Origin of the sequence: Streptomyces sp. NPDC091416, assembly GCF_044756845.1 — a bacterium.
In the GTDB taxonomy this organism is placed as follows: domain Bacteria; phylum Actinomycetota; class Actinomycetes; order Streptomycetales; family Streptomycetaceae; genus Streptomyces.
Window position 1 is genome coordinate 88,824 of sequence record NZ_JBIVTU010000020.1, and the last position, 18,353, is coordinate 107,176.

An 18,353-nucleotide genomic window follows, 5' to 3' on the forward strand; every position below is an offset into this window, starting at 1 on the left:
CCATGACAGCGGCACCCACCGAGACGAAGGCCCCGCCGACGGGCCGGCCCACCGCACCCCCGGACCGGGCCGTGCGCCGGGCCGAACGCAAGCTGCGCAAACTCTCCGAGCAGGACACCGTCCCGTACGGCATGCGCCCCACCCGCACCGGCCGCATCGCGCGCGGTGTGCTGCTGACGGTGGCCGCGCTCGTCACGGTCTTCCCGTTCTACGCGATGGTCGTGCTCTCCCTGAAGCCGTCGGCGGCGGTCGACTTCCCCGGCAGCCTGCTGCCGTGGCCGCTGACCGGCGAGGCGTACGACACCGTCATGGGCGCCCAGGACGTACCGCGCTGGCTGCTGAACACCCTGATCTATTCGGTCGTCTCGGTCGTCGGCGTGCTGCTGCTCGCCTCGCTGGCCGGCTACGCCTTCGCCAAGAAGCGCTTCCCGGGCCGGGAGACGATGTTCTGGTCGTTCCTGTCGATGGTGATGGTCCCGTACCACGTCACGATGATCCCGACCTTCGCGATGATCGCGAAGCTGGGCGGCGTCGACACGTACTGGGGACTCATCGTGCCGACCCTGGCCAACGCCCAGGCGGTGTTCCTGATGCGGCAGTTCATCCAGGGACTTCCGGACGAGCTCTTCGAGGCGGCCCGGCTCGACGGCTGCGGCGAATGGCAGATCTTCTACCGCATCGTGCTGCCGCTGCTGAAGCCGATCCTCGCCACGCTCGGTGTCTTCGTCTTCCTGTGGCACTGGAACGACTTCCTGTGGCCGCTGGTCATCGGCCAGTCCACCGACATGCGCACCCTCACGGTCGGCATCGCCTCGCTCCAGCAGCAGAACGTGCCGCTCAACGTGGTGCTCTCCGGCTCCGTCATCGCGTTCGTGCCCATCTTCGCCGCGTACATGGTGGGCCAGCGCTACTTCACCGAGGGCGTCACCGCGTCCGGAATCAAGGGATAGCCACACATGTTCACCGATGAGGCCGCACTCGAAGAGCGGCTCGCCACCCCCTCCCCCGCGCTCGTCGCCGATCTCGGCCGGCTCGACGGCGATCTGCTGGTGCTCGGCGCGGGCGGCAAGATGGGCCCCAGCCTGTGCCGGCTGGCCCGCCGGGCGCTGGACGCCGCGGGCCGCACGGACGTGACGGTGCACGCGGTCTCCCGCTGGTCCGACAAGGCGGCCGCCGGGGAACTGGAGGCCGCCGGGGTCCGTACCGTCGCCTTCGACCTCATGGACCCGGCAGCCGACCTGGCCGAACTGCCCGATGCCGGGAACGTCGTCTTCATGGTCGGCGCCAAGTTCGGTTCCGCCGGGGCGCCTTCGCACGCCTGGGCGGTGAACGCCGCGATGCCGGACCGGGTGGCCCGGCGCTGGGCACGGGCGCGGATCGCCGCCTTCTCCACCGGCAACGTCTACCCGCTGGTGCCCGTCTCCTCCGGCGGCTGTACCGAGACGGACCCGGTCGGGCCGGTCGGTGAGTACGCCATGTCGTGCCTGGGCCGGGAGCGCATCTTCGATCACGCCGCGCTGACCCGTGGCACCAAGGTCGCCAACATCCGCCTCAACTACGCGGTGGACCTGCGCTACGGCGTCCTCGCCGACATCGCGTACCGCGTCCAGGGCAGCGAGCCGGTCGATGTGACGACTGGTCACGCCAACGTGGTCTGGCAGGGGTACGCCAACGAGGTCGCCCTGCGTTCGCTGCTGCACGCCACCGACGGCGAGGCGTTCACCCTCAACCTCACCGGCCCCGAGACCGCGTCCGTACGCCGGATCGCCCAGTGGTTCGGCGAGGAGTTCGACAAGGAGCCCGTCCTTGCCGGCCAGGAGGCGCCCACCGCGCTGCTCTCCGACGCGAGCCGCTGCCACGCCCTGTTCGGCTACCCGGACGTCGCGCTGCGCACCCTCGTCGAATGGCAGGCCGACTGGCTGCGCCGCGGGCTGCCGCTGTCCGGCAAGCCCACCAAGTTCCAGGTACGTGACGGAAGGTTCTGATCCACTCCATGTCCACTCCCTCCCTCCTGTCCACGCCCGCGCTGGAGCTGCTGGCCCACGGCGCGGCGATCCCCGCCCATCCGCTCGCGCTGCACGCGGACGGCACGTTCGACGAGCGCCGGCAGCGCGCGCTGACCCGCTACTACCTCGCCTCGGGCGCGGGCGGTGCCGCCGTCGCCGTGCACACCACCCAGTTCGAGATCCGCGAGCGTGAGGTGGGCCTCTTCCGGCCCGTGCTGGAGCTCGCCGCCGAGACGATCGACGCCGAGGCCGGCCGTCCGTTCGTGAAGGTCGCCGGGGCCTGCGGCTACACCGCCCAGGCCGTCTCCGAGGCGGAGACCGCCGCCGCGCTCGGCTACGACGCGGTACTGCTCAGCCCGGCCGTTCCCGGCGCGGACGAGAAGGGGCTGCTGGAGCGGGCGCGGGCGGTCGGCGAGGTGCTGCCGGTGATCGGCTTCTACCTCCAGGAGGCCGTCGGCGGCCGGTATCTGTCGCCCGCCTTCTGGTCCGCGTTCACCGATCTGCCGCACACCGTCGCCGTGAAGATCGCCCCGTTCGACCGCTACCGCACCGCCGATGTCGTACGGGCGGTGGCCGCCGCCGACCGGGCCGACGAGGTGGCGCTGTACACGGGCAACGACGACGACATCATCGGCGACCTGCTCACCCCGTACGAGACGGCGGCCGGCACGCCCCGCTGGTTCGCGGGCGGGCTGCTCGGCCAGTGGGCGGTGTGGACGGGCTCCGCGGTGACCCTGCTCGACGACATCCGTCGCGCCCGCGCCGGAGACCACGGGGCGATGGTCCGCTGCCTGGCCCGCCGCTCCGAACTGACCGATGCCAACAGCGCGGTCTTCGACGTGCGGGGCGCCTTCCGCGGCTGCATCGCCGGGGTGCACGAAGTGCTGCGCCGCCAGGGGCTGCTGGCGAACATCCGCTGCCTGGACCCGGCCGAGACGCTCTCCCCCGGACAGGCCGACGAGATCACCCGGGTGGCCGCCGCCTACCCTTGGCTGACCGATGACGCCTTCGTTGCGGAGCACCTCGATGCCTGGCTCTCCTGAACCCGCCGACCGCACCTCCCGGGTCGTCGTCGCCGTACCTCCCGGCCTGCGCGCCCAGTTCTTCACCGCCGAGGTGTGGCAGGAGCTGGAGCGGGCCGCCGAACTCATCGTGATCGACGACCACTCCGACCGGGCGGCGGTCGCGGCCGCGCTGCCCGGCGCCCGTGCGCTGATCACCTCGTGGCGGGCCCCCAGGGTGGACGCCGGCCTGCTGGCCCACGCGGACCGGCTGGAACTGGTGGCGCACACCGGTTCGGCGGTCGCGCCCTACGTCACCGAGGACGTGTTCCGGCGCTCCATCCTGGTCACCCAGGCCGGCGACGAGATGGCCCGCCCGGTCGCCGAGGTCGCGCTCGCCTTCACGCTGTCCCTGCTCCACCGCATCCAGCGCTTCGACCACGCGCTGCGCGGCGGGCTGGAGTGGGCGGCGGCGAGCAAGGCCCCGCCGCGCCACGAGATCCACGGCAGCGACATCGGCGTGATCGGCGCGTCCCGCACCGGCCGCGCGTACATCCGGCTGGTGCGGGCGATGGGGGCGCGGGTCAGCGTCACCGACCCGTTCCTGTCGGAGGCGGACGCCCGGGAGCTCGGGGTGACCTCCGTTCCGCTGGAGACGCTGCTGACCCGGAGCCGGATCGTGGCCGTGCACGCGCCGGTCACCGAGGAGACGCACCACATGATCGGCGCCGCCCAGTTGGCGCTGATGCCGGACGGGGCGGGGCTCGTCAACACCGCCCGGTCGTGGCTGGTCGACGAGGACGCGCTCCTGGCCGAACTGACCACGGGCCGGCTGGACGCGGCGATCGACGTCTTCGACGCCGAGCCGCTGCCCGTCGGCCACCCCTTCCGCGGGCTGCCGAACGTCCTGCTCACGCCGCACCAGGCCGCGGGCAGCGTCGAGTGCCGGCAGCGGCTGGGCACCAGCGCGGTCAACGAGGTCCTGCGGCTGCTCGCCGGGCGCCCGCCGGTCCACGCCGTCACCGCCGACGCCCTCGCCCGCCTGCACTGAGCCCCACCCCGTCCCCCAACCCCGTACCCGTCAGGAGATCTCACCGCCATGCGACTGATGCGCATCGGCGAGCCGGGCCATGAGCGCCCGGTCGCCGTCTGCCCCGAGGGCCGCCACTACGACCTGTCCGGCATCACGGACGACATCGACGGCGCCTTCCTCGCCGCGCTGGCCGACAATCCGTACCTGATCCCCGCCGAACCCAAGCTCCCCGAGACCGACATCACCGGGCAGCGCATCGGCGCCCCGGTGGCCCGGCCGTCCGCACTGCTGTGCATCGGGCAGAACTACGCGGCCCATGCCGCGGAGTCCGGTTCCGAGCCGCCGGAGCAGCCGATTCTCTTCTACAAGTCGCCGAACACGGTGGTGGGTCCGTACGACGACGTCCTCATCCCGCGCGGTTCGAAGAAGACCGACTGGGAGGTGGAGCTCGCCGTGGTGATCGGCCGCCGCGCCTCCTATCTGGACTCCCCCGCCGACGCCGCCGCCCACATCGCCGGATACGCGGTGAGCAACGACGTCTCCGAGCGCGCCTTCCAGCTGGAGGAGTCGGGCGGTCAGTGGTCGAAGGGCAAGAGCTGCGCGACCTTCAACCCGCTGGGCCCGGTGCTGGTGACCCCCGACGAGGCGGGCGATCCACAGCAGATGCGGCTGCGCAGCTTCGTCAACGCCGAGCCCCGGCAGGACTCCTCCACCGCGGACATGATCTTCAGCGTGGCGCATCTGGTGCACCATCTGTCGCAGTACCTGGTGCTGGAGCCCGGTGACATCATCAACACCGGTACGCCGCAGGGCGTCGCCCTGTCCGGACGCTTCCCCTACCTGGCCGAGGGCGATGTGATGGAGGTCGAGATCTCCGGACTGGGCCGGCAGCGCAGCCTCTGCCGCCCTGCCTGACCGCGGCCGCAACCGGCTTCAGTCCTCCGGGAGTTCGACCGGGGCGATCTCGTCGAAGAGGTCGCCCGGGCCGGGGTTCGTGGCGTCGGTCGCGCCACCGAACTGGTTCATCACGCCCCACACGGCGTTCAGCGCCGTCTGCACGGCGCCCTCGGCCCAGCCGGCCGTCCAGGAGATGTCGTCGCCCGCCAGGAACAGGCCCCGCTTGTCGGCGGGCAGCCGGTCCTGCATGAAGTGGGTGAACAGCCGCCGCTGGTAGCGGTAGTGGCCGGGCAGGTTGGCCTTGAACGCGCCCATGAACCAGGGCTCGTTCTCCCAGGACACCGTCACCGGGTTGCCGGTGATGTGCCCCCGGATGTCCACGTTCGGATAGATCTCGCCGAGCGACTTCAGCATGACGTCCATCCGCTCGGCCGCGGACAGCGGCAGCCACTTCAGGCTGTCGTCGCACCAGGTGTACGACAGGCAGATGCTGGCCGGCCGGTCCGGGCCGTCGTCGAGGAGGTACGTGCCCCGCGTCATCCGGTCGGTCAGCGTCATCGACATGGTGTCGCGTCCGGTGGTCTCGTCCTTGTCCAGCCAGAAGGGCCGGTCGACGGGGACGAACAGCTTGGACGACTCCATGTAGTGGGTGCGCTCCATCGCCGTCCAGTGGTCGATCGGGAAGAGCGCGTCGTCGCAGGCGATCTTGGAGAGCAGCAGCCAGGACTGGCCGGTGAAGACGGCCGCACGGAAGGTGCGGATGTCGCCGGAGGCGTCGGTGACGGTGATCCGGTTGCCGGCCGTGCGGTGCAGGCGGGTCACGGCTCCGCGCGGCTCGCCGCCGTGCAGCGAGGCGAGCGAGGTGCCGAGCGGCCAGTGGACGATCTTCTGCGGTTCGCGTTCCCACAGGCGCAGCGGGAGCTGCTGGCTGCCGCCGACGATGGAACGGTGGTGGTCGTCCGCCTCGCTGTAGACGACGCGGAGGATCTCCAGGATGGAGTTGGGGAAGTCGGTGTCCCAGCCGCCGGTGCCGAAGCCGACCTGGCCGAAGATCTCGCGGTGGCGGAAGGACTTGAAGGCGTCCGAGTCGCAGAGGAAGCCGTAGAAGGTCTGGTTGTCGAGCTTCTCGACGAGCCGGGCCCAGATCTCCCGGATCCGCGGCACGTCGCGCTCGCGCATGGCCCGGTTCATGCCGGAGAAGTCGGCGCCCTCCTCCAGGCAGGCGTTCCAGGCGTCCATCACGTCGCGGTAGACCTGCGGGAGGTCGTCGATCGTCGTGGCGTAGTGCGACTCGCCCTTCAGGTCGACGACGGTGGAGGGGGTGGCCGGGGAGAGCGGGTTGGGGAAGGGCTTCGTCTCCAGTCCGACCAGGTCGATGTAGTGCTGGAGGGCCGTCGAGGACGGCGGGAAGCGCATCGCGCCCATCTCGGCGGTGAGCGGTTCGCCGTCCGCGGTGCAGCCGTCGAACTCGACGGTGCGCAGCCTGCCGCCGATGCGGTCCGCCTCGTAGACGACGGGCCGCAGGCCCATCTTCATCAGTTCGTAGGCGGTGACGATGCCGGAGAGCCCGCCGCCGATGACGGCGACCTCGCTGCCGTGCTCGGTCGCCGGTATCTGCCCGAGTCCCGCGGGGTGGGCAAGGAAGTCGTCGTACGCGTAGGGGAAGTCCGGTCCGAACATGGTGATCGGCGGGGCTGCGTCGGTGTGCGGGACGGCCGGGGGCACCGTGGACGTCATGGGGTACGGACTCCTTGCGGAAAGACGGGTGGGAGAGGGGGCGGCGTACTCAGACGAGGGAGCCGTACAGACCGGGGCGGCGGTCGCGGAGGTAGGGGTTGGCGGCCCGGGAGGCGGCCAGGAGGCCGGGGTCGACGTCGCCGATGACGAGTTCGTCTCCGCGTCCGGCGCGGGCGCGGACCGTGCCGTCGGGGCCGGCGAGCGTGCTCAGGCCGACGAACTCGAAGGGTCCTTCGGTGCCGGTCCGGTTGGCGTAGGCGATGTAGAGCTGGTTCTCGAAGGCGCGGACCGGGACGACGGATTCCGCGACGAAGGGGAAGGGGTGCATCAGCGCGGTCGGGACCAGCAGCAGATCGGTTCCGGCGAGGGCGTGGGCCCTCGCGTTCTCCGGGAACTCGACGTCGTAGCAGATCAGGAGGCCGATCCGGAGGCCGTCGAGCTCGGCCTGCACGACGGGCCGGTCGCCCGGGGTGAACCACTGCTCCTCGAAGTCACCGAAGAGGTGGGTCTTGCGGTAGTGGGCGAGCGCGGTCCCGTCGGGCCCGATGAGCTGCGCGGCGTTGTACAGGGTGTCGCCGTCGCGCTCCGGGTAGCCGTAGTGGACGGCGATGCCGTGCCGTACGGCGATCTCGGCGACGGCCCGGGCGGCGGGTCCGTCGGCCGCTTCGGCCAGGCGGGGTACGTCGTCCCCGATCGCGTACCCGGTCAGGAACATCTCGGGGCAGACGAGCAGCCGGGCGCCGCTCGCCGCGGCGCGGGTGGCGGCGCTCTCCAGCACCTCGGTGTTCCGGGCCACCGAGCCCGGAATTCCGGAGCTCTGGAGCAGGGCGGTGCGCAGCGGCGGCATGGCTGACCTCGGACGATGCGGGCGGGGCGGGGACGTAATGACGGTACGTTCCGCGATTCGCCCCGGACAAGGCGCGAGCGTTGCGCACCGACCGTCGATCCGTTGCGCGTGACCGGCGGGGGGCGGCGATTCATTGCGCGACGCGGGTGCCGCCGGCCCGTCGGGCCTCGGAGGCCGGGGGCCGCGCGAGAGGAACGGCTATCCCGGCGACCCCGACGAGTAGCGCCGCAGCAGCGGTGACAGGACCAGGACGGACTTCGTCCGCTCGACGTACGGCTCGCCCGCGATCCGTTCCAGGACCTGCTCGAAGTGGCGCATGTCCGCCGCGAACACCTGGACGAGCGCGTCGGCGTCCCCGGTGACCGTGGACGCCGACGCGACCTCCGGGTAGCGGGCGAGGCCCTGCTTGATGGACTCCGGTGAGGTGTTGCGGCTGCAGTAGATCTCGATGTATCCCTCGGTCTCCCAGCCGAGCGCCGCCGGATCCACCCGGACGGTGAACCCCGTGATCGCCCCTTCGGCGCGCAGCCGGTCCACCCGGCGTTTCACCGCGGGTGCGGACAGCCCGATGATCGCGCCGATGTCGGCGTAGGAGCGGCGGGCATCTTCGGCGAGGGCGTGGACGATGCGTTCGTCGAGGTCGTTCAGTCGCACGTCGTACGGGTCACTTCTCTGCGATGGCGAGGGCCCTGGTCGGGCGGGGCACGGCTGCTGCCGGGGGCGGCATCGCCACCCCCGGAAGTAGACCATGGGCCCGCCCCGCAGGGCGCGCTCGGCGCAGAGCGTGCCGGATCAGAACGGGAACTGCGAGCGCCCGTGCTGCACGGAGATCCACTTCTGCGTGGTGAAGGCCTCCAGCATCGAGTCCCCGTTCAGCCGCCCGAGCCCGGAGTTCTTCTCGCCGCCGAAGGGGACGATGGGCTCGTCGTGGACGGTGCCGTCGTTGATGTGGATCATGCCGGTGCGGATGCGCTGCCCGACCCGGACACCGCGCTCGATGTTGGCGGTGTGGACGGCGCCGCTCAGCCCGTACGGCGTGTCGTTGGCGATCCGGACCGCCTCGTCCTCGCCGTCGAAGGGCACGAGGAGCGCGACCGGGCCGAAGATCTCCTGGGACAGCACGGGGGAATCGGGCGCCAGGCCGGTGAGGACGGACGGGCTGACGACGTTTCCTTCGGCCCGGCCGTGCAGCAGCGCGGTCGCGCCGGCCTCGACGGTCTGGTCGACGAGGGTGGCGATGGCCTCGGCCTGGGTCGAGTTGATCAGCGGGCCGATCTGGGTCGCCGGGTCGGCCGGGTCGCCGACGCGCAGCGAGGCGACCTTCGCCACGAACTTCTCCGTGAACTCCTGCTCCACCGCGCGGTCGACGAGGATCCGGTTGGCGGCCATGCAGACCTGCCCCTGGTGCACGTACCGGCTGAACACCGCCGCGTCGACGGCGTAGTCCACATCGGCGTCGTCGAGGACGATCAGGGCGCTGTTGCCGCCGAGTTCGAGCACCGAGCGCTTGAGGTTGGCCGCGCACACCGTCGCGACGTGCCGGCCGACCTTGTCCGAGCCGGTGAAGGAGATCACCTGCGGTATCGGGTGCTCCAGCAGCGCGTCGCCTATCTCCGCGATGTCGGTGACGACGACGTTCAGCAGACCGGCCGGGAGTCCGGCGTCCTCGAACACCTTGGCCACCAGCGTGCCTCCGCAGACCGGGGTGTTCTGGTGCGGCTTGAGGACCACGGCGTTGCCCAGCGCGAGGGCCGGGGCCACGGACTTCAGGGAGAGCAGGAAGGGGAAGTTGAAGGGGCTGATGACGCCGACCACGCCGACCGGCACCCGGTAGACGCGGTTCTCCTTGCCCGGGGTCGGCGAGGGCAGGATCTGCCCGGTGGACCGCAGCGCGAGCTGGATCGCCTCGCGCAGGAACTCCTTGGCCAGGTGGAGCTCGAAGGCCGCCTTCAGCCGGGTGCCGCCGAGCTCGGCGACGATCGCCTCGGCGATCTCGTCCTCGCGCTCCTCGACGACCCGCAGGGCCTTCTCCAGCACCGCTCGCCTGGCGTACGCGTTGGTGTCCGCCCACGCCTGCTGTGCGGTCTGTGCCGCACGGTAGGCCTGGTCCACCTCGTCGGCCGTGGCGACGGTGATGGAGGCGAGCTTCTCCCCGTCGAACGGGTTGAAGTCGATGATGTCCCAGGACCCCTTGCCCGGCCTCCACTCTCCGTCGATGTACTGATGGGCCAGGTCAGTGAAGAAGGACATGAGATCCCTTACCGCAGAGTGGCGGGCAGCTGAATGGGATTCATATTACTTATTTTTCAACAGAGTTGTGGTGGATACCGGCCTGCCCCGAGCGCCGTTTCCGGCCACGCCCCGGCCCTCGGACGCCCGGAAAACACCGGTGCCCCTTCCGGCGTGAACAGCCGGAAGGGGCACGGTCGCTACGAGGATGCGGGATCAGCCCCAGCTGGCGTGCAGCGGCTTGCCCTCCGCGTAACCGGCGGCACTCTGCACACCCACGACCGCCTTCTCGGCGAACTCCGCGAGGGAGCCCGCACCGGCGTACGTGCAGGAGGAGCGGACGCCCGCGATGATCGAGTCGACCAGGTCCTCGACTCCGGGGCGGGCCGGGTCCAGGAACATCCGCGAGGTGGAGATGCCCTCCTCGAAGAGCGCCTTGCGGGCCCGGTCGTACGCCGACTCGTCGGACGTACGGTTCTTCACGGCGCGCGCGGACGCCATGCCGAAGGACTCCTTGTAGAAGCGCCCGTCGGCGGACTGCTGGAGGTCGCCGGGCGACTCGTGCGTCCCGGCGAACCAGGAGCCGATCATCACGTTGGAGGCACCGGCCGCGAGCGCCATGGCCACGTCGCGCGGGTGACGGACCCCACCGTCGGCCCAGACGTGCTTGCCGTACTTCTTCGCCTCGGCGGCACACTCCAGGACGGCGGAGAACTGGGGCCTGCCCACGCCCGTCATCATCCGGGTGGTGCACATCGCGCCGGGTCCGACACCGACCTTGATGATGTCCGCGCCCGCCTCGATGAGGTCGCGCACGCCCTCGGCGGCGACGATGTTGCCGGCGACGATCGGCACCTGCGGATCCAGCGCCCGCACGGCGCGCACCGCGCTGATCATTGACTCCTGGTGACCGTGCGCGGTGTCGACGACGAGCGTGTCGGCTCCGGCGTCGAGGAGCTGCTTGGCCTTGCCCGCCACGTCGCCGTTGATGCCGACGGCGGCCGCGATCCGCAGCTTGCCCGCCGCGTCGGTGGCGGGTGTGTAGAGCGTGGCGCGCAGTGCGGCCTTACGGGTGAGGATGCCGACGAGCCGGCCGTCCGCGTCGACCGCCGGGGCGAGCTTGCGGTTGGCGCCGTCGAGCTTGTTGAACGCGTCGCGCGGGTCGATGTCCGCGTCCAGCAGCACCAGATCCTTCGACATGACCTCGGAGAGCTGCGTGAAGCGGTCGACGCCGGTCAGGTCGTGGTCGGTGACGACGCCGACCGGACGCCCGTCGCCGTCGACGACGACCCCGGCACCGTGGGCCCGCTTGGGCAGCAGCGACAGCGCGTCGGCGACCGTCTGGCCGGGGGCCAGGACGATGGGTGTGTCGAGCACGAGGTGGCGCGTTTTCACCCAGCTGATGACCTCGGTGACGACCTCGATCGGGATGTCCTGGGGGATGACGACGAGCCCACCGCGACGGGCGATGGTTTCGGCCATCCGGCGGCCCGCGATGGCCGTCATGTTGGCGACGACGAGCGGGATGGTGGTGCCGGTTCCGTCGGGCGAGGCCAGGTCGACCCCCTGGCGGGATCCGACCGCCGACCTGCCCGGAACCATGAAGACGTCGTCGTACGTGAGGTCGTACGGGACGGAGGGGGACTCTGTGTATCGACCGGTGCCGGGCTCAAGAAAACGCATAACACTCATTTTTTCATACGAAATGACGCAGGTCGCTTCCACGAAGACACAGCAAATGACTCCCGCCTTCGTATGTTCCTCCAAGGAACAGGATCGGGAGTCCCGGGCAAGTGGAACCTGCCTTGCCCACAGACCCTACCCGAGGGGCGCCGGAATCATTCGTGATCACCTTCCCTGGACCTGGTGACTCGGGGTCAGGTAGCTTCAAACGCGCAGGTCCCGCGGGTCACCAGACGCCCCGGAGCATCAAGGCGGTGCGGCCACAACTCCCGCCGCACGTACCACCGGAGAGGATGGCGACCCGCCCGTGGAGATCGAACTGCCGGACATCTACTGCCCGTTCCCCCAGCGGACGAACCCGCACGTCGGACACGTACGCGAGCATCTCGACAGCTGGACCCGCAACACCGGTCTGGTGCACCGGGATTCAGCCAGGGACCGCTTCGAGCAGGCGGACTTCGGGGCTTTCGTCGGCATGGTCTACCCGACCGCCGACAGCAAGAATCTGGACCTCGTGGCCGACTGGTTCGTCTGGCTGTTTCTCGTCGACGACCAGCTGGACGACGGGCATCTGGGCCGGAGCCCGGACCGCGTACGGGACGTCGTGGCACTGATGCAGTCCGTGGTCGAGGGCACCGGGACGGGCACCCCGGCGAACGAGCGGCTGCCCGCCGCGGTCGTCGCCCTCACGGACCTGTGGGAACGCACGATGCCGGCCGCGGCGGCCCACTGGCGGCAGCGCTTCGCCCGGCACCTGATCACCTATCTCACGACGGCCACCACCTGGGAGGCCGGGAACCGCGCGGCCGGCGTGGTCCCGGCCGAGGCGACGTACATAGAAAAGCGCCGCCACACGGGCGCGATACATGTCTGCATGGACCTGATCGAGATCGTGGCCGGCATCGAGGCGCCCTCGTCGGTCCATGACGACCCGCGCTTCATCACGGCGCTCGAGGCCTCGTGCAACGTCGTGTGCTGGGCCAACGACGTCTACTCGTACGAGAAGGAACAGGTTCTCGGCGAGATCCACAACCTCGTGCACCTCGTCCGGCACCATCGCGGCTTCGGCAAGCAGCAGGCGCTGGAACACGTCTGCGCGGAGATCGCCACGGAGACCGAGCGCTTCCTGACCGCGGAGGCGGAGCTGCTGGCCGCCCATCCGCAGCTCACCTGGATGCTGGAACCGTATCTGGACGGGATGCGGAGCTGGATGCGCGGGAACCTCGACTGGTCGCGGCAGACCCCGCGCTACAACCCGGCCGACGTCAACCAGTACAAGGAACCGGAGCAGTATCTGGAGGCGACGGTGCTGGGCGTCGGGCAGGACTGACCCGGACGCGGCGGGGGGGGGGGGGGGCGCGGGGGGGTGGCCCCCCCCCCCCCCCCTCCCGCCGCGTTCCGAGAACTCACTCCCCGTCGGGGTCGGTCCGCTCCAGCGCGGGCCGGCGCGGCGCGGCCGAGTCCGTCAGCAGGTAGTCGGCGGCCGCGGTGTCGGTCACCAGGCTGGTGACGAGACCGGACCGCAGTACCGCGCCGATCGCCGCGGCCTTGCGCTGGCCGCCCGCGATCGCCACCACCTCGGGGATCCGGCGCAGCCGGTCCGCCTCGACGGTGATGCAGCGCTCACCGAGGTCCCGGCCGACCCGGCGCCCGTCCGCGTCGAAGAGATGCGCCGACATCTCGGCGGCGACGCCCAGCGAGGCGTAGTGCTCGCGCTCCGCGTCGGAGAGCATGTCGTGGACCGTGGAGATCCCCGGCTCCCAGGAGCCGATGGAGACGGCCGCGACCGTCACCTTGTCGAAGTACTCGAAGGCGCGCGCGATGCCCGTCTGGTGGCGCAGCGCGGCAGCCGTCGCCGGGTCGGGAAGCAGCATCGGCGCGTAGATGGGGTGGGCCTCGCCGCCGGACACCTGCGCGGCCCGCCGCACGGCCTCGACCGAGCCGCGCTCGGCCGTTCCCGCGTCGTACACCCCGGTGAGCTGCACCACCGTGCACGGCGGCAGCCGGTCGAGGGCCGCCGCCATGTGGATGGTCGACCGCCCCCAGGCAAGGCCGAGCACATCGCCCTCGTTCACCAGTTCGCCGAGCAGGTCGGCCGCGACCTCGCCGAGGTTCTCCGGATCGGCGGCGTCGTCCTGCTCCTCCGCCGGGGACTCGACCACGACCGCGTGGCGCAGCCCGTAGCGGGCACGCAGCGCGTCGGAGCGCTCGGCGTCCAGTTCCGCGGGGACCCGGATCTCGATCCGTACGAGGTCACGTTCCAGGGCCGTCTCCAGGACCCGGGCCACCTTGAAGCGGCTGACGCCGAACTCCTCGGCGATCTGGATCTTGGATTTGCCCTCGAGGTAGAAGCGGCGGGCCATGGCCGCCGCCTGCACCAGCTCCGCGGGCCCCATCCGCAGGGCGGACCGGCCCGCCGACATTGCAGACACCGCGTTCTCCTCACTGCTGTTCACGCTCTCGATACGCCGTTCATCCTGTCAGATACGGCGGCCCTTGATCGGTCCCGTCGGACCGCGTTCATCTGCACTTGGCCCGGCCGACGTGCGATCGGGGGCCGGAGCGGGTGTCTGCGCCGTCATCGGCGTCAGTGGCCGCACGCCCACCCCGCCGAGGCGATGGCCCCGTCGGCCTTGGCGCGCAGGGCCCGGACGGCGTCGGCCGGGTCCTTGGCGCCGTACACGGCGGAACCCGCGACGAAGACGTCGGCCCCCGCCTCCGCGCACCGCTCGATCGTGGACTCGGAGACGCCGCCGTCGACCTGGAGCCAGAGTTCGAGTCCGTGCCTGGAGATCAGCTCACGGGTGCGGCGGATCTTCGGCAGCATGATGTCGAGGAACGACTGGCCCCCGAAGCCCGGCTCCACCGTCATGATCAGCAGCATGTCGAGCTCGGGGAGCAGGTCCTCGTACGGCTCGATGGGCGTCGCCGGCTTGAGCGCCATGGACGCGCGGGCCCCCTTGGCCCGGATCTCCCGCGCGAGCCGGACGGGTGCCGCGGCGGCCTCCGCGTGGAAGGTGACGGAACCCGCCCCCGCCTCCACGTACTGGGGTGCCCAGCGGTCCGCGTCCTCGATCATCAGATGGCAGTCCAGCGGCGTGCTGGTGGCCCTGCTGAGCGATTCCACGATCGGGACACCGAGCGTCAGATTGGGCACGAAGTGGTTGTCCATGACATCGACGTGGAGCCAGTCGGCACCTTCGACGGCCTGCGCCTCCTCGGCGAGACGTGCGAAGTCGGCGGAAAGAATGCTGGGGTTGATCTGGGCCATGGGGCCAAGACTGCCATGCTCCGGGGCACTTCCCCGCTTCGGTGCGCTCCAAAGCCTCACGGGATCATTACAGTTCGCGCATTCCCGGCTTTTCACCCCGGCCGGCCCCTCCCGCGGGGATCAGCCGGTGCGCCGCAGGAGCGCCAGGTACATCGCGTCGGTGCCGTGCAGATGGGGCCAGAGCTGGACGTCGGGCCCGTCGCCCAGGGCGGGCACTCCGGGCATCAGCGGGCGGGCGTCCACCCACTCGGCCTCGACGGGGGCGCCGCCGCGCCCCTTGAGCACGTCCTCGACGACCACCCGGGTCTCCGCGAGGTGCGGCGAGCACGTCGCGTATCCGACGACGCCGCCGATCCGGACGGCCTTCAGCGCCTCGCGCAGCAGCCCCCGCTGGAGCGGCGCGAAGCTCTCCAGATCCTCCTTGCGCCGGCGCCAGCGGGCCTCCGGGCGACGGCGCAGCGCGCCGAGGCCCGAGCACGGGACGTCCATCAGGATCCGGTCGAAGGTGTCGGGCAGCCACGGCGGGCGGGTGCCGTCGGCGGTGATCACCTGGTACGGGCCGGGGTTGCCGGCCAGCGAGCGCTCGACGAGGCGGGCCCGGTGCGGCTGCTTCTCGGCGGCGAGCAGGGCGGCGCCGCGGCCGGCGGCCAGAGCGGCCAGCAGCGCGGCCTTGCCGCCGGGGCCGGCGCAGCCGTCGAGCCAGCGGGTGTCGCTGCCCTCCAGCGGGGCGTTCGCGAGGGCGGCGGCGACGAGCTGGCTGCCCTCGTCCTGGACGCCGGCCCGGCCGTCCTGAACGGCGGTCAGGGCGCCGGGCTCGCCGCCCTCGGCCATCCGTACGGCGTACGGGGACCAGCGGCCCGGGAGGCCGTTCTCCTCGCCGAGGGCGTCGAGGAGCTCATCGGTGGTGGAGCGTCCGGGGCGGGCGACCAGGGTGACCTCGGGCCGCTCGTTGTCGGCTTCGAGCAGGTCCTCGATTCCGGCGCGGCCGCCGCCCAGCGCGTCCCAGAGGGCCGAGACGACCCAGCGCGGATGCGAGTGGACGATGGCGAGGTGGTCCTCGGCGTCGTCCTCGTAGGAAGGGGCGACCCGCTCCACCCAGCCGTCGAGGTCGTCCGCCGACACCTTGCGCAGGACGGCGTTGACGAACTTGGCGCGTCCCTCACCGAGCACCACGCGGGCCAGCTCCACGCTGGCGGAGACGGCGGCGTGCGTCGGGATGCGGGTGCCGAGCAGTTGGTGCACGCCCATGTTCAGTACGTCCAGGACCGGCGGGTCGACCTCGACGAGCGGCCGGTCGATGCAGGCGGCGACGATCGCGTCGTACGTGCCCTGGCGGCGCAGCGTCCCGTAGACCAGCTCGGTCGCCAGCGCGGCGTCCCGGTTGTCGAAGTCTCCCTTGGCCCTGGCCTTCTTCAGCAGCGGAGGCAGGACGAGGTTGGCGTACGCGTCGCGTTCGTCGACGGCCCTGAGGGCCTCGAAGGCGAGGAAGCGGACCGGGTCCTTCTGCGGACGGCGGTGCGGCTTGGCGGGACGGCGACGCGGCTGGTCGTTCACGTGAAAGGTGCTCCGCTGATGGTGAGGGGGCGAACCGTCCCAGCCTACGTCCCCGGCCCGGTCCGCCCGTCCGCCGAGCCCCTCAGATGCCGACGAGCTCGCCGGGGACGATGCGCACCCCGCGCGCCCAGTCGGCGGCGCGCATCGGCTTCTTGCCCTGCGGCTGGACCCAGAGCAGCTCGATCGCGTGCGACCCGGTGCCCACGTACACGTTGTTCTTGGCCGCCGACAGCTCGCCGGGCGCCAGATCGGCCCGGTCCACGACGGGCACGGCCTGGATCAGCTTGAGGCGCTCCCCGCGGAAGAGGGTCCAGGCGCCGGGCGCAGGGGTGCAGCCGCGGACCACGCGGTCGACGCGCAGGGCGGGCGCCGACCACTGGACCTGGGCGTCCTCGACGGTGATCTTGGGTGCGAGGGTGATGCCGTCGGCGGGCTGCGGCACGGCGTGCAGGGTGCCGTCCTCGATGCCGTCCATCGTGGCGGCGAGCAGCCCGGCGCCGGCGAAGGCCAGCCGGGTCAGCAGGTCGCCGCTGGTGTCGGTGGGCCGCACCTCCTCGGTGAGGACGCCGTAGACGGGTCCGGAGTCGAGCCCTTCCTCGATCAGGAAGGTGGAGGCCCCCGTCACCTCGTCGCCCGCCATGACGGAGTGCTGGACGGGAGCGGCGCCGCGCCAGGCGGGCAGCAGCGAGAAGTGGAGGTTGACCCAGCCGCGGGCCGGGATGTCGAGTGCGGCCTTGGGCAGCAGTGCCCCGTAGGCGACGACGGGACAGCAGTCCGGCGCGATCTCCCTCAGCCGGGCCAGGAAGTCCTCGTCCCGGGGCCTGGCAGGCTTCAGCACCTCGATACCGGCCTCCTCCGCCCGCTCGGCGACGGGACTGGCCACCAGCCGGCGACCCCGCCCGGCCGGCGCGTCGGGCCTGGTCACGACGGCGGCCACCTCATGGCGACCGGAGGCGATCAGGGCGTCCAGTGCGGGTACGGCTACCTCGGGGGTGCCTGCGAAGACGAGCTTCATGGGTGGCTGACTGCCTCTCAGGCCGAAACGTTACGGTAACGAGCAACGCACAAGTCTATGGGCCCGGAAGCCGGTGGGGCGCCGGGGGGCGTACGCACGGTTGCGCGCCCCTTGCGTATGCATATGCGCCCCCGCAGCGTGACCAGATCCCCCGGTGAGGCGTTGGTCAAGAGAGATTGACCGAAGCGAGCCGCCCTGGTGCGGCCCGATCCCTTTCAACGCCGGTTCGAGAGGCTTCTTCATGGCCGACCACGCAACCCACGACGCCCAAGCGCGGGCCAGCCTGCATCTACTGGTGCGGGACATCGAGCGGGTGCGGCGGCAGGTGGACGCACTGCGCACACTCACCGCCCAGCTGGGCAATGTCTACCGTCCACGCCGCTCCGGCCCCTCCGCGGGCTTCGTCGTCTACGGCAGGGCCCCGGCCCCCACCGTCAGGCTGGCCCAGGAACTGCGGGACAGCGTCGAGACCCTGGTCACGGCGGCAGTGGACTTCGACCGTTCGCTGGGGTTCTCCTGGGACGCGGTGGGCTCCGCGCTCGGAGTCACCAAGCAGGCGGTGCACCGCCGCTACGGCGCACGGCGCGCCACTCCCCAGCCGGTCACGGCCGAGGGCGCGGCCGAGGTCGTGGCACAGCGCCCGGTGCCGGTGGTGCCCGGGTCCCCGAGCCCCGCGCTGCCTACCGTCCCGGCCGCCCGCTCGATGCCTCCACAGCCGTCGGCGGAGCGTCCGCCGATGCGCGAGGATCTGCGCCCGGGCGCCTTCCCGGGCCCCCGCAACGGCTGACCCACGGGGCCCTCGGCCGGGCGGGCGGTGAGGTTGCCGCGCCCCGGTCCGGGGGTGCGGGGCCCTTGGGCGGGCGGCGGCGGGGGTCCTGACCTTGCCCCGGTCCGGCGCTGAGGGTTCCGTCCTCAAGCGCCGGACGGGCTTGATTCGTGCGGGTTCCCCGTCGGGTGCGGCCGCCCACGCCCGGTGGGTGGGGGCGGGGTCCCTCCGGGGAGATCTCCTCGGAACTGGCGTGTTCACCCGGGTACGTGATTGACCCGGGTCGTACGCCAGTCCCTGCGGGGACTCCCCTG

16 protein-coding genes are annotated in these 18,353 nt (G+C 71.5%); 7 read left to right on the forward strand and 9 right to left on the reverse strand.

The genetic code is table 11. From position 1 onward, the window contains the following. The first annotated feature begins 2 nt into the window (after positions 1-2). The 5 genes from ACIQMX_RS38025 to ACIQMX_RS38045 are packed head-to-tail and all read left to right on the forward strand — an operon-like array spanning position 3 to position 4,955. On the forward strand, positions 3-950 hold the full coding sequence (locus tag ACIQMX_RS38025; RefSeq protein ID WP_363078863.1) for a carbohydrate ABC transporter permease: 948 nt from the start codon (positions 3-5) through the stop codon (positions 948-950). Between the two features lie 6 nt (positions 951-956). Then, entirely contained in the window at positions 957-1,985 is a 1,029-nt protein-coding gene (locus ACIQMX_RS38030; protein WP_363078862.1) for an NAD-dependent epimerase/dehydratase family protein, read from the forward strand. Positions 1,986-1,993: 8 nt separating this feature from the next. After that, on the forward strand, positions 1,994-3,049 hold the full coding sequence (locus ACIQMX_RS38035; RefSeq protein WP_402485154.1) for a dihydrodipicolinate synthase family protein: 1,056 nt from the start codon (positions 1,994-1,996) through the stop codon (positions 3,047-3,049). Further along, the gene (locus ACIQMX_RS38040) at positions 3,033-4,058 is read left to right on the forward strand and encodes a hydroxyacid dehydrogenase (protein ID WP_363078860.1); all 1,026 of its coding nucleotides are present in this window, start codon (positions 3,033-3,035) and stop codon (positions 4,056-4,058) included. Before ACIQMX_RS38035 ends, ACIQMX_RS38040 begins: the two co-directional genes overlap by 17 nt. A 48-nt stretch (positions 4,059-4,106) precedes the next feature. Continuing rightward, complete coding sequence (locus tag ACIQMX_RS38045; RefSeq protein ID WP_363078859.1) at positions 4,107-4,955, forward strand: fumarylacetoacetate hydrolase family protein; 849 nt, start codon at positions 4,107-4,109, stop codon at positions 4,953-4,955. 18 nt (positions 4,956-4,973) lie between these two features. Here the strand turns inward: ACIQMX_RS38045 and ACIQMX_RS38050 are convergent, their stop codons facing one another. The 5 genes from ACIQMX_RS38050 to ACIQMX_RS38070 all read right to left on the reverse strand — a co-directional run bounded on the left by ACIQMX_RS38050 (position 4,974) and on the right by ACIQMX_RS38070 (position 11,433). After that, on the reverse strand, positions 4,974-6,674 hold the full coding sequence (locus tag ACIQMX_RS38050; protein WP_363078858.1) for an NAD(P)/FAD-dependent oxidoreductase: 1,701 nt from the start codon (positions 6,672-6,674) through the stop codon (positions 4,974-4,976). A 49-nt stretch (positions 6,675-6,723) separates the two neighbouring features. Then, positions 6,724-7,521, reverse strand: coding sequence for a carbon-nitrogen hydrolase family protein (locus tag ACIQMX_RS38055; protein ID WP_402485158.1), 798 nt, complete (start codon positions 7,519-7,521; stop codon positions 6,724-6,726). 198 nt (positions 7,522-7,719) lie between these two features. After that, positions 7,720-8,175: an Lrp/AsnC family transcriptional regulator gene (locus ACIQMX_RS38060; protein WP_402485160.1), complete on the reverse strand. Its 456-nt coding sequence runs from the start codon at positions 8,173-8,175 to the stop codon at positions 7,720-7,722. A gap of 138 nt (positions 8,176-8,313) precedes the next feature. After that, positions 8,314-9,771 carry an aldehyde dehydrogenase family protein gene (locus tag ACIQMX_RS38065; RefSeq protein WP_363078854.1) on the reverse strand — a complete coding sequence of 486 codons (1,458 nt, stop codon included), beginning with the start codon at positions 9,769-9,771 and terminating at the stop codon, positions 8,314-8,316. A gap of 195 nt (positions 9,772-9,966) precedes the next feature. Then, positions 9,967-11,433, reverse strand: coding sequence for a GuaB1 family IMP dehydrogenase-related protein (locus ACIQMX_RS38070; RefSeq protein WP_363078853.1), 1,467 nt, complete (start codon positions 11,431-11,433; stop codon positions 9,967-9,969). Between the two features lie 307 nt (positions 11,434-11,740). Here ACIQMX_RS38070 and ACIQMX_RS38075 point away from each other — a divergent pair, with 307 nt between their 5' ends. Further along, complete coding sequence (locus ACIQMX_RS38075) at positions 11,741-12,763, forward strand: terpene cyclase (RefSeq protein ID WP_402485165.1); 1,023 nt, start codon at positions 11,741-11,743, stop codon at positions 12,761-12,763. 76 nt (positions 12,764-12,839) lie between these two features. Here the strand turns inward: ACIQMX_RS38075 and ACIQMX_RS38080 are convergent, their stop codons facing one another. The 4 genes from ACIQMX_RS38080 to fmt all read right to left on the reverse strand — a co-directional run bounded on the left by ACIQMX_RS38080 (position 12,840) and on the right by fmt (position 17,273). Further along, positions 12,840-13,856 (reverse strand): sugar-binding domain-containing protein, encoded by a 1,017-nt coding sequence (locus tag ACIQMX_RS38080; RefSeq protein ID WP_363078083.1) that lies wholly within the window; start codon positions 13,854-13,856, stop codon positions 12,840-12,842. Positions 13,857-14,020: 164 nt separating this feature from the next. Beyond that, entirely contained in the window at positions 14,021-14,704 is a 684-nt protein-coding gene (rpe, locus tag ACIQMX_RS38085) for a ribulose-phosphate 3-epimerase (protein WP_219570754.1), read from the reverse strand. Positions 14,705-14,824: 120 nt separating this feature from the next. Continuing rightward, positions 14,825-16,258 (reverse strand): transcription antitermination factor NusB, encoded by a 1,434-nt coding sequence (locus ACIQMX_RS38090; protein ID WP_363078028.1) that lies wholly within the window; start codon positions 16,256-16,258, stop codon positions 14,825-14,827. Between the two features lie 82 nt (positions 16,259-16,340). Continuing rightward, complete coding sequence (fmt, locus tag ACIQMX_RS38095) at positions 16,341-17,273, reverse strand: methionyl-tRNA formyltransferase (RefSeq protein ID WP_363078030.1); 933 nt, start codon at positions 17,271-17,273, stop codon at positions 16,341-16,343. 241 nt (positions 17,274-17,514) lie between these two features. On the opposite strand from fmt, the gene ACIQMX_RS38100 reads away from it, so the two are divergent. Continuing rightward, positions 17,515-18,060 carry a hypothetical protein gene (locus ACIQMX_RS38100; RefSeq protein WP_363078032.1) on the forward strand — a complete coding sequence of 182 codons (546 nt, stop codon included), beginning with the start codon at positions 17,515-17,517 and terminating at the stop codon, positions 18,058-18,060. The last annotated feature ends 293 nt before the right edge of the window (positions 18,061-18,353 follow it).

What these genes read in the sequence shown, in the direction of transcription:
- ACIQMX_RS38065 (WP_363078854.1), bottom strand. Translation starts at nt 9,771, where the DNA reads ATGTCCTTCTTCACTGACCTGGCCCATCAGTACATCGACGGAGAGTGG.
- fmt (WP_363078030.1), bottom strand. Translation starts at nt 17,273, where the DNA reads ATGAAGCTCGTCTTCGCAGGCACCCCCGAGGTAGCCGTACCCGCACTG.
- rpe (WP_219570754.1), bottom strand. Translation starts at nt 14,704, where the DNA reads ATGGCCCAGATCAACCCCAGCATTCTTTCCGCCGACTTCGCACGTCTC.
- ACIQMX_RS38035 (WP_402485154.1), top strand. Translation starts at nt 1,994, where the DNA reads ATGTCCACTCCCTCCCTCCTGTCCACGCCCGCGCTGGAGCTGCTGGCC.
- ACIQMX_RS38050 (WP_363078858.1), bottom strand. Translation starts at nt 6,674, where the DNA reads ATGACGTCCACGGTGCCCCCGGCCGTCCCGCACACCGACGCAGCCCCG.
- ACIQMX_RS38030 (WP_363078862.1), top strand. Translation starts at nt 957, where the DNA reads ATGTTCACCGATGAGGCCGCACTCGAAGAGCGGCTCGCCACCCCCTCC.
- ACIQMX_RS38055 (WP_402485158.1), bottom strand. Translation starts at nt 7,521, where the DNA reads ATGCCGCCGCTGCGCACCGCCCTGCTCCAGAGCTCCGGAATTCCGGGC.
- ACIQMX_RS38100 (WP_363078032.1), top strand. Translation starts at nt 17,515, where the DNA reads ATGGCCGACCACGCAACCCACGACGCCCAAGCGCGGGCCAGCCTGCAT.
- ACIQMX_RS38045 (WP_363078859.1), top strand. Translation starts at nt 4,107, where the DNA reads ATGCGACTGATGCGCATCGGCGAGCCGGGCCATGAGCGCCCGGTCGCC.
- ACIQMX_RS38070 (WP_363078853.1), bottom strand. Translation starts at nt 11,433, where the DNA reads ATGCGTTTTCTTGAGCCCGGCACCGGTCGATACACAGAGTCCCCCTCC.
- ACIQMX_RS38040 (WP_363078860.1), top strand. Translation starts at nt 3,033, where the DNA reads ATGCCTGGCTCTCCTGAACCCGCCGACCGCACCTCCCGGGTCGTCGTC.
- ACIQMX_RS38080 (WP_363078083.1), bottom strand. Translation starts at nt 13,856, where the DNA reads ATGTCGGCGGGCCGGTCCGCCCTGCGGATGGGGCCCGCGGAGCTGGTG.
- ACIQMX_RS38025 (WP_363078863.1), top strand. Translation starts at nt 3, where the DNA reads ATGACAGCGGCACCCACCGAGACGAAGGCCCCGCCGACGGGCCGGCCC.